We start from the raw sequence: 15,580 nt of genomic DNA, 5'->3' as shown, positions 1-15,580 counted from the left end.
CAGAAGAGCGAAGCGCAGGAGATGTTGTCGCGCTTGGCGTGAGATTGTCGGGTTTAAGCCGATAGGTGTGGGAGCGGGCTTGCTCGCGAAGGCAATGTGTCAGGCGACATCAATGTTGACTGTACCGCCGTCTTCGCGAGCAAGCCCGCTCCCACATTGGTTTGCGGCGTTAACAAATCCTTGTGGGAGCCGAGCTTGCTCCGGGCGGCGATCCGACGATGGCGTCAGTCCATTCACCACAGGGCCATCTATTGCACTGGCATCCCGCCCAGCCGGCCTTATAATGCCCGCCTTTGCGTACCTCAGCAGGCTGTAATTCCTTGGCAAACATAGACAACCCGGCCGCCGAAATGGCGGCCGACGGCTTTTTCCGGATCGCCCTGGGCGTTGAATACAAAGGCTCGCGCTACCGTGGCTGGCAGCGCCAGGCGTCTGGTGTATTGACGGTGCAGGAAACCCTCGAAAACGCACTGTCCAAAGTCGCCGATTCACCCGTGTCGCTGCATTGCGCTGGCCGTACCGATGCCGGTGTGCATGCCTGTGGCCAGGTGGTGCATTTCGACACCCAGGTCGAGCGCTCGATGAAGGCCTGGGTCATGGGCGCGAACATCAACTTGCCCCACGACGTCAGCGTCAGTTGGGCCAAGGTGATGCCGGCGCATTTTCACGCGCGCTTCAAGGCCATCGCCCGGCGTTACCGCTACGTGATCTACAACGACCAGATCCGCCCGGCGCACCTGAACGAAGAGATCACTTGGAACCACCGGCCACTGGATGTCGAGCGCATGGCCGAGGCCGCGCAATACCTGGTCGGCGTCCACGACTTCAGCGCCTTCCGTGCCGGCCAGTGCCAGGCCAAGTCGCCGATCAAGGAGTTGCATCACCTGCGGGTGACCCGTCACGGCAAGATGATCGTGCTCGACATCCGCGCCAGTGCCTTCTTGCATCACATGGTGCGCAACATTGCCGGCGTGCTGATGACCATTGGTGCCGGCGAGCGGCCGGTGGAATGGATCAAGGAAGTGCTCGACAGTCGCATTCGCCGTTCCGGTGGCGTCACGGCGCACCCGTTTGGCTTGTATCTGGTGCAGGTCGAATATCGCGATGAATTCGAACTGCCAGAGCGTTACATCGGGCCACATTTCCTCACGGGCTTCTCGGAACTTGACGGCTGACGCCCTCCGCAGCATTTGTTACCATCCGGGACTTTCAAGGATTTGCCCGAGGTTTTAGCCACCATGCCGGTCGTTCGCAGCAAGATTTGCGGGATCACTCGCGTCGAGGACGCGTTGGCGGCGGTCGAGGCCGGGGCCGATGCCATCGGGCTGGTGTTCTACGCCAAGAGCCCGCGGGCGGTGACGGTGCAGCAGGCGCGGGCGATCATCCAGGCCCTGCCACCGTTCGTGACCCCGGTAGGGTTGTTCGTCAATGCCAGTCGTTGCGAGCTGGGTGAGATCCTCGATGCGGTGCCGCTGGGCCTGTTGCAGTTCCATGGCGATGAAGCCCCGGCCGATTGCGAAGGCTGGCATCGTCCGTACATCAAGGCGTTGCGGGTCAAGGCCGGTGACGACATCGCCGCCGCTTGCGAAGCCTTTGCCAGTGCCAGCGGCATCTTGCTGGACACCTATGTGAAAGGCGTGCCCGGCGGTACCGGCGAAGCCTTTGATTGGTCGCTGGTGCCACAAGGGCTGAGCAAGCCGATCATCCTGGCCGGTGGCTTGACGGCGGAAAACGTCGCCTCGGCCATTCGCCAGGTTCGCCCGTATGCGGTGGATGTGAGTGGCGGGGTGGAGCAGGGCAAGGGCATCAAGGATCCGGCAAAGATTCGTGCATTCCTGGCTGCTGTTCGCAACAGCCAGTAGTCAATGTGACGGCTGGCAGACTGCCGCCGTCCATACCTGCACTGTACAAAGCAGGCAGGCACCGCCTTCGGGTGGGCCGATAGCGTAGGGGCAACCGCGGTGCAGCGGTTGCCGGGATGGCAGAGGAGGTTGGGCTGCACGCAGGTCATGTTTCGCGCTGACCGTGGTGGCCGTTCGACCCTCGCCGCACAATGAATTTAGCTCAAGGGCATACGCGGGGCCGCGAACCAGAGCGTTCGGGCCGCCGGTACTGGAGAAAGAAAGCATGAGCAACTGGTTGGTAGACAAACTGATCCCTTCGATCATGCGTTCCGAGGTGAAGAAAAGCTCGGTGCCTGAAGGTCTGTGGCATAAATGTCCATCCTGCGAGGCGGTGCTGTACCGTCCCGAGCTGGAAAAGACCCTGGACGTTTGCCCCAAGTGCAACCACCACATGCGCATCGGCGCGCGTGCCCGTATCGATATCTTCCTGGACGCGGAAGGCCGCGTGGAGCTGGGCGCCGACCTGGAGCCGGTGGATCGCCTGAAATTCCGTGACGGCAAGAAGTACAAGGATCGCCTGACCGCTGCCCAGAAGCAGACCGGTGAAAAAGACGCCCTGGTGTCCATGAGCGGCACCTTGCTGGGCATGCCGGTGGTGGTCTCGGCTTTCGAGTTCTCCTTCATGGGCGGTTCCATGGGCGCCATCGTCGGCGAGCGTTTCGTTCGCGCCGCCAACCATGCCCTGGAAAACCGTTGCCCGATGATCTGCTTCGCCGCTTCCGGCGGTGCGCGGATGCAGGAAGCACTGATCTCCCTGATGCAAATGGCCAAGACCTCCGCGGTGCTGGCGCGTCTGCGTGAAGAAGGCATTCCGTTCATTTCGGTGCTGACCGACCCCGTCTACGGTGGTGTTTCCGCCAGTCTGGCGATGCTGGGCGACGTGATCGTCGGCGAGCCGAAAGCCCTGATCGGTTTTGCCGGGCCGCGTGTGATCGAGCAGACCGTGCGTGAAAAACTGCCGGAAGGCTTCCAGCGCAGTGAATTCCTGTTGGAGCACGGCGCCATTGACATGATCATCCATCGTCAGGAGCTGCGTCCGCGCCTGGGCAACCTGCTGGCGCAACTGATGGGGCTGCCGACGCCGAAGTTCGTCGCCGCGCCGATCGAGCCGATCGTCGTTCCGCCAGTGCCTGCCGGGCTATGACCCAACGCACCTTGGGCGACTGGCTTGCCTACCTCGAGCAGTTGCATCCAACAGCCATCGACATGGGGCTGGAGCGCTCGCGAACGGTAGCGTCCCGCATGGGACTGGCCAAGCCGGCACCCCAGGTGATCACCGTCACCGGCACCAATGGCAAAGGTTCGACCTGCGCCTTCGTGGCCTCGCTGCTGCGGGCCCAGGGGCTGAGCGTCGGTGTCTACAGCTCGCCACATCTGCTGCGCTACAACGAGCGGGTGCAGGTGAACGGCGTCGAAGCCACGGACGCCCAGCTGTGCGAAGCCTTTGCCGCGGTGGAAGCCGGGCGAGGCGATACAACCCTGACCTATTTCGAGATGGGCACCCTGGCGGCGTTCTGGTTGTTTGCCCGTGCCGGTCTCGATGCCGTGGTGCTGGAAGTCGGCCTGGGCGGGCGCCTGGACACGGTCAACCTGGTGGACGCCGATATCGCACTGGTCACCAGCATTGGCGTGGACCATGCCGATTACCTGGGCGATACCCGCGAATCCGTGGCCTTCGAGAAGGCCGGCATCTTTCGCCAGGGAGCGCCTGCACTCTGTGGCGATCTCAATCCTCCCCAGCCATTGCTGGACAAGGTCCGCGAGCTCAGTTGCCCGTTCTTTCTGCGTGGGCGGGATTTCGACCTGGCGATGACCGAACAGCATTGGCAGTGGCGCGGCACTGACCCGCGCGGCAATCCGGTGGAGTTACGCGATCTGCCACTGCTGGACCTGCCGATGGAAAACGCCGCGCTGGCGCTCCAGGCCTACCTGTTGCTCGGCTTGCCCTGGGAAGCCGGGCAAATTGTCCAGGCGTTGCAGGCGACTCGTGTGGTCGGGCGCCTTGATCGCCGTCAGTTCGATTGGCAAGGCAAGCGCCTGAACCTGTTGCTGGACGTCGGCCATAACCCCCATGCGGCGCAGTACCTGGCCGAGCGCCTGGCGCGACGGCCCGTGGCAGGGCGGCGCCTGGCGGTGTTCGGACTGCTGTCCGACAAGGATCTGGATGGCGTTGTCGAGGCGTTGAATGCTAGTGTCCAGCACTGGGCGGTGACGCCGCTGGATTCGCCGCGCACGCGTACGGCCGCTGAGTTGCACGGCGCTTTGCAGCGTCATGGCGCTTCAGTGCAAGCCTACTCCAGCGTGGCCGCCGCCCTGGAAGGGCAGTGTGCCCTGGCGACGGCCGATGATGAAATCCTGCTGTTCGGATCATTTTTTTGTGTTGCCGAGGCCCTTCAATGGTTGGCCCGGCGCTCCACGGAGGAAGCTGCAGATGGCATTGCTGGATAAGGCGTACAAGCAGCGCATGGTCGGGGCCCTGGTGTTGGTGGCCCTGGCGGTGATTTTCCTGCCGATGCTGTTTTCCCGTCAGGACGAGCAGCGCCAGGTCACGGTCGACGCGCCAGCCGCCCCCCAGGCGCCTTCGATGCCGCCCGTACAGGTCGAGCCCGTGGTCGTGCCTGAGCCCCAGGCGTTGCCTCAAGAGCCTGTGCCAAGCGACGAGGAACTGGCTGAGCAACCTGTTGTGCCTTCCACGCCGATTGCACCTGCGCCTGCCACGCCGGCTCCCGCCGCGCCAAGCAAACCGTCTGTCGCACCCGTGCCTGTTCCGGCGACGCCGGCGGTCAAGCCGGCCCCGAGCCAGCCGATCACCGCTGCTCCGGCCAAGCCGGACACGACCCAGAGCCGTGTGGATGCCAATGGCCTGTCGGTCAGTTGGTCGGTACAACTGGCCAGCCTGACCAGTCGCGAAAGTGCCGAGAACCTGCAGAAAACCTTGCGCAGCCAGGGCTACAACGCCTATATCCGTTCCGCCGATGGCAAGAACCGGGTGTTCGTCGGTCCGCTGATCGAGCGCGCCGAGGCCGACCGCCTGCGTGACCTGCTCAGCCGCCAGCAGAACCTCAAGGGTTTCGTGGTGCGCTTCCAGCCAGAGCGCGGCTGACAGCGTTTTAGCTGATTTGAATCACGCAGCTTACCGACAGCCCTGCGCTCTGCTAAAATGCGCCGCCTTATCCGTCTGTAGGCTGCACCGTGCCATTTACCTGGGTTGACTGGGCGATCGTTGCGATCGTCGCCATCTCCGCATTGATCAGTCTGAGCCGCGGCTTCGTCAAGGAAGCCCTCTCGCTGCTGACCTGGATCATCGCGGGAGTCGTCGCCTGGATGTTTGGTGGTTCGCTGTCCCAGTACCTCGCCGGATACATCGAAACTCCCTCGGCCCGCGTGATCGCGGGCTGTGCCATCTTGTTTATCGCCACCTTGCTGGTGGGCGCAATGATCAATTATCTGATCGGCGAACTGATTCGCGTCACCGGGCTTTCCGGGACGGACCGGTTCCTGGGCATGGCCTTCGGCGCGGCGCGTGGCGCGTTGCTGGTGGTCGTGGCCGTCGGGCTCTTGAGCCTGGGGCCGGTACAGCAGGATACGTGGTGGCAGGAGTCCCGGCTCGTGCCACAATTTCTATTGGTCGCAGACTGGTCCAAAAACCTGATCCTGGGTTGGAGCAGTCAGTGGCTTGCCAGCGGTATCAGCGTACCCGCTGAAATACCGTTCAAGGAACACCTCTTGCCGACGGCCAAAACGCCGCAGTAAGTGTGTTCAGTTCAGATCCATTAAGTAGGGGTTGCGTCGCATGTGTGGCATCGTCGGTATCGTCGGTAAGTCGAACGTCAATCAGGCGCTGTATGACGCGCTAACCGTGCTCCAGCACCGCGGCCAGGACGCTGCCGGTATCGTGACCAGCCATGACGGCCGGTTATTCCTGCGCAAGGACAACGGCCTGGTGCGTGACGTGTTCCACCAGCGTCACATGCAGCGCCTGGTCGGCCACATGGGTATCGGCCACGTGCGCTATCCGACCGCGGGCAGCTCGACGTCGGCTGAAGCCCAGCCGTTTTACGTCAACTCGCCTTACGGCATCACCCTGGCGCACAACGGCAACCTGACCAACGTCGAGCAGCTGGCCAAGGAGATCTACGAGTCTGACTTGCGCCACGTCAACACCAGTTCCGACTCGGAAGTGATGCTCAATGTGTTCGCCCATGAGCTGGCCCAGCGCGGCAAGCTGCAGCCGACCGAAGAAGACGTGTTCGCCGCCGTGACCGACGTGCACAACCGTTGCGTGGGCGGCTACGCAGTCGTGGCGATGATCACCGGCTACGGCATCGTCGGTTTCCGCGATCCCCACGGCATCCGTCCGATCGTGTTCGGCCAGCGTCACACCGACGAAGGCGTCGAGTACATGATCGCCTCGGAAAGCGTGTCCCTGGACGTGCTGGGTTTCACCCTGATCCGCGACCTGGCCCCGGGCGAAGCGGTCTACATCACTGAAGATGGCAAGCTGCACACCCGTCAGTGCGCGACCAACCCGTCCCTGACCCCGTGCATCTTCGAGCACGTCTACCTGGCGCGTCCGGACTCGATCATCGACGGCATCTCGGTCTACAAGGCGCGCCTGCGCATGGGCGAGAAGCTGGCCGACAAGATCCTGCGCGAGCGTCCGGAACACGACATCGACGTGGTCATCCCGATCCCGGACACCAGCCGCACCGCGGCCCTGGAACTGGCGAACCACCTGGGCGTCAAGTTCCGCGAAGGCTTCGTGAAGAACCGCTATATCGGCCGGACCTTCATCATGCCGGGCCAGGCCGCACGGAAAAAATCCGTACGCCAGAAGCTCAACGCCATCGAACTGGAATTCCGCGGCAAGAACGTGATGCTGGTGGATGACTCCATCGTCCGTGGCACCACCTGCAAGCAGATCATCCAGATGGCCCGTGAAGCCGGCGCCAAGAACGTATATTTCTGCTCCGCGGCCCCGGCCGTGCGCTACCCGAACGTCTACGGCATCGACATGCCGAGTGCCCACGAGCTGATCGCGCATAACCGCACGACCCAGGACGTGGCCGACCTGATCGGTGCCGACTGGCTGATCTACCAGGACCTGCCGGACCTGATCGAAGCAGTGGGCGGCGGCAAGATCAAGATCGAGCAGTTCGATTGCGCGGTATTCGACGGCAAGTACGTCACCGGCGACATCGACGAGGTCTACCTGAACAGGATCGAGAACGCGCGTAACGATGCGTCCAAGGCCAAGACCCAGGCGGTCAGTGCGATCATCGATCTGTACAACAACTGAGTCACCAACCGGCCCCGAGGGGCCGGTTTGCGTTTAACCGATTACAGGAGTGGCAGCATGAGTCAGGATTGGGATGCCGGTCGGCTGGACAGCGACCTTGAAGGCGTAGCGTTCGATACCCTGGCGGTTCGCGCGGGTCAGCACCGTACACCGGAAGCCGAACATGGTGATCCGATGTTCTTCACCTCCAGCTACGTGTTCCGCACCGCCGCCGACGCCGCGGCGCGGTTTGCCGGCGAGGTGCCGGGCAACGTCTACTCGCGCTACACCAACCCGACCGTGCGTGCATTCGAAGAACGCATCGCCGCGTTGGAAGGCGCCGAGCAAGCCGTGGCGACCGCCACCGGCATGGCCGCGATCATGGCCGTGGTGATGAGCCTGTGCAGTGCCGGCGATCATGTGCTGGTATCGCGCAGCGTCTTCGGTTCGACCATCAGCCTGTTCGAAAAATACTTCAAGCGTTTCGGTGTGGAAGTCGACTACGTGCCCCTGGCGGACCTGTCCGCTTGGGATGCTGCCATCAAGGCCAATACCAAGCTGCTTTTCGTCGAGTCGCCTTCCAACCCCCTGGCCGAACTGGTGGACATCGCCGCACTGGCGCAAATCGCCCACGCCAAGGGCGCCATGCTGGTGGTCGATAACTGCTTCTGCACCCCGGCGCTGCAGCAACCGCTGAAGCTGGGCGCGGACGTGGTGGTGCATTCGGCAACCAAGTTCATCGACGGCCAGGGTCGCTGCATGGGCGGCGTGGTGGCCGGCCGTGGCGAGCAGATGAAAGAGGTGGTGGGCTTCTTGCGCACCGCTGGGCCGACCCTCAGCCCGTTCAACGCCTGGATCTTCCTCAAGGGCCTGGAAACCCTCGGCCTGCGCATGAAAGCCCATTGCGCCAACGCCCAGGCCCTGGCCGAGTGGCTGGAGCAGCAGGACGGCATCGAGAAAGTGCACTACGCCGGCCTCAAGAGCCATCCGCAACATGACCTGGCCCTGCGTCAGCAACGCGGTTTCGGCGCGGTGGTGAGCTTCGAGGTCAAGGGCGGCAAGGAGGGCGCCTGGCGCTTCATCGACGCGACCCGGTTGATCTCCATCACCGCCAACCTGGGCGACAGCAAGACCACGATTACCCACCCGAGCACCACGTCCCACGGTCGCCTGTCGCCCCAGGAACGTGAATCGGCGGGTATTCGTGACAGCCTGATCCGTGTTGCGGTCGGCCTGGAAGATGTGGCGGACCTGCAAGTCGACCTGGCTCGCGGGTTGGCGGCCTTGTGATCGAGCTGGCTACGCCGCCGAGCGGCACTCATGGCCGGGTTGCACTGGTTACGGGCGCCGCACGGGGCATTGGCCTGGGCATTGCCGCCTGGCTTATTTGTGAAGGCTGGCAGGTGGTGCTGACCGATCTGGATCGCGAGCGCGGGTCCAAGGTGGCGAAGAGCCTGGGTGACAATGCCTGGTTCATTGCCATGGACGTGGCGGATGAAGGGCAGGTTGCCACCGGTATCGCCGAGGTGCTTGGACAGTTCGGGCGGCTGGACGCGCTGGTGTGCAACGCGGCCATCGCCGACCCGCACAACATCACCCTCGAAAGCCTGGACCTGGCTTATTGGAATCGGGTCCTGGCGGTGAACCTGGGCGGGCCGATGCTGCTGGCCAAGCACTGCGCACCGTACCTGCGCGCCCATAACGGCGCCATCGTCAACCTGGCCTCGACCCGCGCTGCGCAATCGGAACCCGACACCGAGGCCTATGCGGCGAGCAAGGGCGGCCTGTTGGCCCTGACTCATGCCCTGGCAATCAGCCTTGGGCCGGAGATCCGGGTCAACGCTGTCAGCCCCGGTTGGATCGATGCACGGGATCCGTCCCAACGTCGCGCGCAACCCCTGACCGACGCCGATCACGCCCAGCATCCGGCGGGCAGGGTAGGGACGGTAGAGGACGTAGCGGCGATGGTGGCGTGGCTGTTGTCGCGCAATGCCGGTTTTGTCACGGGGCAGGAGTTCGTGGTGGACGGTGGCATGACCAAGAAAATGATTTATGAGTGAGGGGCAGCTGCAAGCGGCAAGTTTTAAGCTGCAAGCAGCGTGGTGCGGGTCCGGTGCTTTTACTTGTAGCTTGGCGCTTGCCGCTTGAAACTGTTTTTGAAAAAAATCCAACGCTGCTATTGACTTAGCTTCGGTACCTGCGTAAATTTCGCGGCCTCAACGAAGCAAAGGGTGATTAGCTCAGCTGGGAGAGCGTCTGCCTTACAAGCAGAATGTCGGCGGTTCGATCCCGTCATCACCCACCATGTTTTACGAGAGTTTTGCGAAAGCAAGACGGAAGCTGTCAAAAGCCTCCACCGACGCGCAGCGGTAGTTCAGTCGGTTAGAATACCGGCCTGTCACGCCGGGGGTCGCGGGTTCGAGTCCCGTCCGCTGCGCCATATTTTCCGAAGCAGGTTCGCCTGGTTCGAGATCCAGACCCAAGGGTTTTGATCAGAGGAGTTAACTGGACGCAAGTCCATAGCGATACGCAGCGGTAGTTCAGTCGGTTAGAATACCGGCCTGTCACGCCGGGGGTCGCGGGTTCGAGTCCCGTCCGCTGCGCCATATCTGCTTCGAGGCCCACTGAACGCCTTGAAGCTAGGAAGAAAGCTGCAAAGCTCCTTCTAGTCGATAGCAAAGACCCTGGTCGAAAGACCGGGGTTTTTTGTTTTCGGCGTACTGCGATCTATGGGTTGGATTCTGTGGCGAGGGAGCTTGCTCCCGCTGGGCTGCGTAGCAGCCCTTGTTGTAGGTGGCCTCAGAACCCCAATTTATCCCGCAACCCGTAATACCAAGCCCCCAACGCCGCAAACGGCGTACGCAACAACTGACCGCCGGGGAAGGGGTAGTGGGGCAGGTCCGCAAACGCATCAAAACGCTCAGCCTGCCCACGCAGCGCCTCGGCCAGCACCTTGCCTGCCAAGTGCGTATACGTCACGCCGTGACCGCTACAGCCCTGGGAATAATAAATGTTATCCCCCAGCCGCCCGACCTGCGGAAGACGCGACAGCGTCAGCAGGAAATTGCCGGTCCAGGCGTAATCGATCTTCACGTCCTTGAGCTGCGGGAACGCCTTGAGCATCTTCGGCCGAATGATCGCCTCAATGTTCGCCGGATCCCTCGCGCCATATACCACGCCACCGCCGAAGATCAGACGCTTGTCGCCTGTCAGTCGGTAGTAGTCGAGCAAGTAGTTGCAGTCTTCGACGCAATAATCCTGCGGCAGCAGGCTACGGGCCAACTCTTCTCCCAGCGGCTCGGTGGCAATCACCTGGGTACCGCAAGGCATCGACTTGGCCGCCAGCTCCGGCACCAGATTGCCCAAGTAAGCGTTACCGGCCACGATAATGAACTTGGCCCTGACCTTGCCCTGCGGCGTATGCACAACCGGGCTGGCGCCACGCTCGATGCGCACCGCAGGCGACTGCTCATAAATCACCCCACCCAGCGACTCCACCGCCGCCGCTTCGCCCAGCGCCAGGTTGAGCGGATGAATATGCCCGCCGCTCATATCGAGCATGCCGCCCACATACTCGTCGCAAGCCACCACCTCGCGAATGCGTCGCTGGTCCAGCAGTTCCAGCTGGGTATGACCGAAACGCTCCCATAAACGCTTCTGCGACTCCAGGTGGCCCATCTGTTTAGCGGTGAGGGCGGCGAATACACCGCCGTCCTTCAAATCACACTGAATCTGATACTTCGCCACCCGCTCGCGAATGATCCGTCCACCCTCGAACGCCATGTTGCCCAGCAACTGCGCCTGCTGAGGACCGACGCTGCGCTCGATCACATCAATGTCGCGGCTATAACTGTTAACGATCTGCCCGCCGTTGCGACCCGAAGCGCCAAAGCCAACTTTGGCGGCCTCAAGCACGGTGACCTTGAAACCGTTCTCCAGCAAAAACAGCGCAGAAGACAACCCCGTATACCCCGCACCGATCACGCACACATCGGTTTCGACATCGTCCTGCAGGGCAGGGCGCGACGGCGCCGGGTTGGCCGATGCGGCGTAATAGGACGCTGGGTAGGATGTGTTCGTCATTCTGGAACCTCTGTTTTATATTTTTTACGAATGCGACGATCCTACCCGAGATAAAAATCGGCCGCCAGCCACCCCCGATTCTTCGTTGCGGCAGGGAAATTAAATATTTTGCATATTCATAGGGTTAGGTGAAAAAAAGGTGTTGACACCCCTCCGGAATTCCGTAGAATGCCGCCTCACAGCAGGCACGTAGCTCAGTTGGTTAGAGCACCACCTTGACATGGTGGGGGTCGTTGGTTCGAGTCCAATCGCGCCTACCAAACAAAATCCGCTCTGCTGGGCGGTCTAGAAGGGCTCACCGAAAGGTGGGCCCTTTTTTGTTGCTTCGGATTCAGGCAGAACGTTCACAAAATATCGGGTTCGTTCACACCGGGCAATGTGAACGCGCCACATTAGTGGGTTTGCCGAGGTCATTTCTCCCGTTCGTTCCTGCGAAACCACCGTTTATCCCCCTCGTCTTGAGCGTCCTGCGCTGTACGGATACTGTTCATTTGTACAGTTTTTGGTGTGACAGCAATGCAAGACAATCTGATCGATGACAGTGGCTTTGAGCTTGGTCTACCTAGCCGTGAGGAAATGCTTAAGCATCAAGTGGACATACTCTGTTCAGACCTGGAGCTGACCCGCCGTAACCTAAGAGCAGCCCACAGGGAGCTTGCAGGGCTGATCGTCATGTACCGGGGTGCACTGAAAGAGATTGGGACATTGAAAGCTGAGAATGAGAGCTGAGGTGGACGCTAAGTGATATTTACCTAAGGCAGAGCCAGGAGGCGACCAGGAAGATAGGGTATGCCTATGGAGATCATGGAACGAAATAGCTAACTCCCCATCGCAAACAAGACTTATCTACATATTTTTGACGCGCCTACCGCCTGAAATAGCAAATGTTTTCAAGTCATCGTAATTATTGAAAAGGTCTGCTTAAGCTATCTCGTGGCGTACAGGGCAGTTCTACGTTTCAAGCACACGCTCACAACCTGTGGGCCGCGTGGTTCCATCCCGGTAACACGATAGACAGTGCGGTGAGTTTCACGAAGACAACGGTGGCGGCTGCTGCACGTGCTGCGGGCATTTCGAATTATGAGGCATTGGTCATGCTGGGGGAGCAAGGGCCAACAGAGTGGCGGCAGTAACAGCTCTGAAGGTCTTGGTGTGATGCAAAGCCCCGCTTCGGCGGGGTTTTTGTATTGTGGTATCTGCTACAGTCCAACGATGATTCCGACGCAGCTCTTTAGTGGCTGTGGTGACCGCGTTGGTACTCAACTCTAACGCTCCTAGTGCGGTGGCGATGTTGCCTGTCGGGTGTGGCTGATGGGGTTGTCTTCCTTCCCAAAGCATTGATCTGCGAGGATTTTTCAGCAAGAAATCTCAAGGTGTGACTGCGTTTAGGTGCTCCTAGCTGCTGCATCCTCACTATCGTATTCTTCACCTTTCGAATGCGCCTTGCTAAATATTCGTACCAGTCGTATTTTGTGGCCAATTGATATCATGCTGGCTGTGGACCATGCGACACTGGGCGACGGCTTGGTCATCTTTCACGATAAGTGGGGAGCATTCGTTGCTCAGGGTATGTTGATCTGCTATACGGTGATCAGTTTCGGCTTCAATCATCATCTGGCGCTGCTCGTTATAGCTCAGTAGATTGAGCTTGACCTAGGTGGATGAATTTTCAGCTTGGTAATCAGGGAATAGATATGTTCTTGCGAAAGGTAGAATCTAGCGGTAGAAGTATTGTGCATAGTGTCAATATTAGGTTGGATCGTATTAAGTTTGTAGGTTTTCAATCTTCGAATAGATCAGCAGAAGTTAATTTTGCCAAAGATTCTGCCTCCGTCATTTATGGTGACAATGGTTGCGGAAAAACAACATTCTTAAAGCTGATATATGCCTTGCTTAATAAGGATTCTTTAGCCTTTCGTAAAGAGGGGGTGACAAGCGCGGAAGTAGATTTTCGAGTAGATGGCGGAGAACTCCAGACAGTCTCGGTAGTTAGGCTTTCGCTGGATGAGAGCATTGACGGTGGCACTCAAGATGCGCCTGAAATAGCTTATGACTGGTCTCAACTAACAGAATCATCCCTATCGGCGTCAACGTCCTTGTCGCTTGGTGTTGAGAGGGGTGTCACCACGTTAGCATCTCGGATTGAAGTTAGTGATGTGATAAGATATATGCAGAGTTCTCCCATGCGAGAAATTTCGCGGTTTCGAATGCAGGAGTTCGCAGAGGGGCTTGTTCTTCATCTTCGAAAGTATCAGTCTGTTCGGCAGAGAAACTCGCGTGATGATTTTGAGCTGGATGATCAGCACGTATATTTACAAAACGTAAAGATGAGTAACATTGAAAATCTGTTACTTGAACGCTATCGAGTAGCTAGGAATATTGCAACCACTAAGATTCAGAACGCCCTTTTTGATACTTTGGCAGTAGCGATTGAGCAAAGTCAACAAGGTGTTAGCTCTTTTAAAGCTATGCCCGATAATTTTGGTGATCTCGTTCTAAAAAGCAAAGAGCGAATTATTGAGGCGTTAAAGGATGGTACGGAAAATAAATTTAAAAGCCATGTGATTTCCGTGTTGGAAGGCTTCAAGAAGAAAGAGGATGTGCCTAACCTTACTCAGAATAGAATTCTGTGCCAACTCATTATAAACATGATTAGCGAGCTGCAAATTGAAAAGCAACTGCTTAGTGCCATTAATGTCTTGGTGGATACGTTCAATGACTTTCTTATCGATGGTAAAGAGCTGAAAATTACGAAGGATGAACTTGCTATCGAGGTTGGCGGGAGTCACCATCCTATCGACGTTCTTTCAAGTGGTGAAAGGCATATTTTGACGTTTTTGGCATTGATTGTAGTGACTGGCCGCAATAAGGATTTCATCATTATTGACGAGCCTGAAATTTCTTTGAATATGAAATGGCAGAGATCGCTCTTGGAGTTATTGAAGAGAATTGCTCCGGATACGCAAATTATTGTTGCATCTTATAGTCCTGCTATTGCTAAGCGACATCCGTTGGCTCTGGTTGAGCTGAAGCCAGAGTTGAAGCCTGTGGCACCAGCATCATGGTAAGTCATCTTCCCGTAGGCTTGACTTTTGAAGCTGACGAGCTTCTTAATTCGGCAATTATGAATAAGCTCCCAGTCATTATTGTGGAGGGGTGTGACGATATCCCGATTTATGAACGCCTTGCTTTAGACATGGGGCGTGATTGCGAAGTCTATGCGAGCGAAAATATACTTTCTGGAAAGGCAGGATGTAGCGGCGTTTTAGAGCATCTAACTACCATTCGCGATAATTCTGAAGGTATGGATATATCTCCCTATGTATTGGGTGTGATTGATCGGGATGCCAGATATTATCGTGGAGAGGTTCCTGTAGATAGTGCATTGCTTGTTCTGGAATTCTATTCTATCGAGGCTCACTTCGTGAGTTCGGAGGCAGTACGGTTTCTCGTAGAACGCACTACGCGGGCAACAGGTCATCTGACATCGGAGGCTGATGTTGCAGTGATTTTTGAAAATATTAAGTCCGAGTTGGAGAAGCTTAGGCTCTTTTCTTTAGAGGCTTTGCGGAAAGCTTGTGATCAAGGTTATGACGCCTGTATTGGATATGGTGATAGAATCCGAGCAGTATTGCGGTCAGGTCATGAAGAAACTCTCCGAAACAAAGAGGCTGACCTTGAGGCGTTTGGAGCCGCGATAGGGGTCGAGGATGGTTGGGGAGGTCTGCTGGCTATATGCAAAGGTAAGTGGCTTCTAGAGATATTTATTGATGAATTTAAGAAGCAGGTTGCACTATTGCCCCAGTTTTGTGCAGATAGTTTAATTAGCCAGTGTCAGTCTTGTCTAAGGCAAGTGCATAAAAATTGTCTGTATAAGATGACTGCAAATTTTGATGTCACCCACATGCAGCAAATGCTTTTGCAAGACGTGGGACAGCCTAGCTTTGATTATATTCGAGCTCGTTTTGAAGGTTTGGTCCAGGCATGAGTTGATGCGGTTTGCTAGTTCGTAGCATTTTTTGAACCGCTCTCGATTTGAGCTCTTCTAGCTCTGGATCTGCTCCGAGTTGCTGCCGCTTGTTTCCTGTATCGGCGTGCTAGCGCCACTTTTCGATAAATCGCGTTGTCGTGGAAAGTAATTAACTTTTATGTTGGCTAGACAATAGTTGGGAAATATAAGTCGGGAAAGGGCAGTTGTTAGAGTTGTTCAATAGCAAGCTAGCTAAACAGAAAATGTCCAGGGGGAAACAAGTGCGGTCCCGAGACGCATCTGAAGCGGGCACAGCGCTTTTGTGAGGTCGAACCTTTTCCCTTA

General features: G+C 58.1%; 13 protein-coding genes and 4 tRNA genes. 16 read left to right on the top strand and 1 reads right to left on the bottom strand.

Features of this window, described 5'->3' with window-relative positions:
* The first annotated feature begins 350 nt into the window (after positions 1 to 350).
* The 12 genes from truA (at position 351) to HU767_RS25115 (ending at position 9,788) form a co-directional block, all read left to right on the top strand.
* On the top strand, positions 351 to 1,175 hold the full coding sequence (truA, locus tag HU767_RS25170; protein WP_003203852.1) for a tRNA pseudouridine(38-40) synthase TruA: 825 nt from the start codon (positions 351 to 353) through the stop codon (positions 1,173 to 1,175).
* 63 nt (positions 1,176 to 1,238) lie between these two features.
* Entirely contained in the window at positions 1,239 to 1,862 is a 624-nt protein-coding gene (locus tag HU767_RS25165) for a phosphoribosylanthranilate isomerase (RefSeq protein WP_186730749.1), read from the top strand.
* Positions 1,863 to 2,127: 265 nt separating this feature from the next.
* Positions 2,128 to 3,048: an acetyl-CoA carboxylase, carboxyltransferase subunit beta gene (gene accD, locus HU767_RS25160; protein WP_003179765.1), complete on the top strand. Its 921-nt coding sequence runs from the start codon at positions 2,128 to 2,130 to the stop codon at positions 3,046 to 3,048.
* A complete protein-coding gene (gene folC, locus HU767_RS25155) occupies positions 3,045 to 4,352 on the top strand; it encodes a bifunctional tetrahydrofolate synthase/dihydrofolate synthase (protein ID WP_186730748.1) in 1,308 nt (435 codons plus the stop codon). The genes accD and folC overlap by 4 nt, the downstream gene beginning before the upstream one ends.
* Positions 4,336 to 5,007, top strand: a complete 672-nt coding sequence (locus HU767_RS25150; protein WP_186707443.1) for an SPOR domain-containing protein — start codon at positions 4,336 to 4,338, stop codon at positions 5,005 to 5,007. The genes folC and HU767_RS25150 overlap by 17 nt, the downstream gene beginning before the upstream one ends.
* Positions 5,008 to 5,096: 89 nt before the next feature.
* The gene (locus HU767_RS25145) at positions 5,097 to 5,657 is read left to right on the top strand and encodes a CvpA family protein (protein ID WP_030142022.1); all 561 of its coding nucleotides are present in this window, start codon (positions 5,097 to 5,099) and stop codon (positions 5,655 to 5,657) included.
* Between the two features lie 40 nt (positions 5,658 to 5,697).
* Positions 5,698 to 7,203, top strand: a complete 1,506-nt coding sequence (gene purF, locus HU767_RS25140) for an amidophosphoribosyltransferase (protein ID WP_186707444.1) — start codon at positions 5,698 to 5,700, stop codon at positions 7,201 to 7,203.
* Between the two features lie 57 nt (positions 7,204 to 7,260).
* Positions 7,261 to 8,472: an O-succinylhomoserine sulfhydrylase gene (locus HU767_RS25135; protein WP_186730747.1), complete on the top strand. Its 1,212-nt coding sequence runs from the start codon at positions 7,261 to 7,263 to the stop codon at positions 8,470 to 8,472.
* The gene (locus HU767_RS25130; RefSeq protein WP_186707446.1) at positions 8,469 to 9,242 is read left to right on the top strand and encodes an SDR family oxidoreductase; all 774 of its coding nucleotides are present in this window, start codon (positions 8,469 to 8,471) and stop codon (positions 9,240 to 9,242) included. Before HU767_RS25135 ends, HU767_RS25130 begins: the two co-directional genes overlap by 4 nt.
* Before the next feature lie 169 nt (positions 9,243 to 9,411).
* Positions 9,412 to 9,487, top strand: a tRNA-Val gene (locus HU767_RS25125).
* Positions 9,488 to 9,545: 58 nt separating this feature from the next.
* Positions 9,546 to 9,622: transfer RNA gene (locus tag HU767_RS25120), tRNA-Asp, on the top strand.
* Between the two features lie 89 nt (positions 9,623 to 9,711).
* Positions 9,712 to 9,788 (top strand) — tRNA-Asp (locus HU767_RS25115).
* A 193-nt stretch (positions 9,789 to 9,981) separates the two neighbouring features.
* Here the strand turns inward: HU767_RS25115 and HU767_RS25110 are convergent.
* Positions 9,982 to 11,265, bottom strand: a complete 1,284-nt coding sequence (locus tag HU767_RS25110; RefSeq protein ID WP_186730746.1) for an FAD-binding oxidoreductase — start codon at positions 11,263 to 11,265, stop codon at positions 9,982 to 9,984.
* 183 nt (positions 11,266 to 11,448) lie between these two features.
* On the opposite strand from HU767_RS25110, the gene HU767_RS25105 reads away from it, so the two are divergent.
* The 4 genes from HU767_RS25105 to HU767_RS25090 all read left to right on the top strand — a co-directional run bounded on the left by HU767_RS25105 (position 11,449) and on the right by HU767_RS25090 (position 15,253).
* A tRNA-Val gene (locus tag HU767_RS25105) sits at positions 11,449 to 11,525 on the top strand.
* A 256-nt stretch (positions 11,526 to 11,781) separates the two neighbouring features.
* Positions 11,782 to 11,994: a hypothetical protein gene (locus HU767_RS25100; protein WP_238349519.1), complete on the top strand. Its 213-nt coding sequence runs from the start codon at positions 11,782 to 11,784 to the stop codon at positions 11,992 to 11,994.
* A 932-nt stretch (positions 11,995 to 12,926) separates the two neighbouring features.
* Positions 12,927 to 14,333, top strand: coding sequence for an AAA family ATPase (locus HU767_RS25095; RefSeq protein ID WP_186730745.1), 1,407 nt, complete (start codon positions 12,927 to 12,929; stop codon positions 14,331 to 14,333).
* Positions 14,327 to 15,253 carry a hypothetical protein gene (locus HU767_RS25090; protein ID WP_186730744.1) on the top strand — a complete coding sequence of 309 codons (927 nt, stop codon included), beginning with the start codon at positions 14,327 to 14,329 and terminating at the stop codon, positions 15,251 to 15,253. Before HU767_RS25095 ends, HU767_RS25090 begins: the two co-directional genes overlap by 7 nt.
* Positions 15,254 to 15,580 lie beyond the last annotated feature (327 nt).

The organism is Pseudomonas sp. SWRI179 (assembly GCF_014268705.1).
GTDB lineage: Bacteria > Pseudomonadota > Gammaproteobacteria > Pseudomonadales > Pseudomonadaceae > Aquipseudomonas > Aquipseudomonas zanjanensis.
This window is presented reverse-complemented; position numbering and strand designations above follow the sequence as displayed.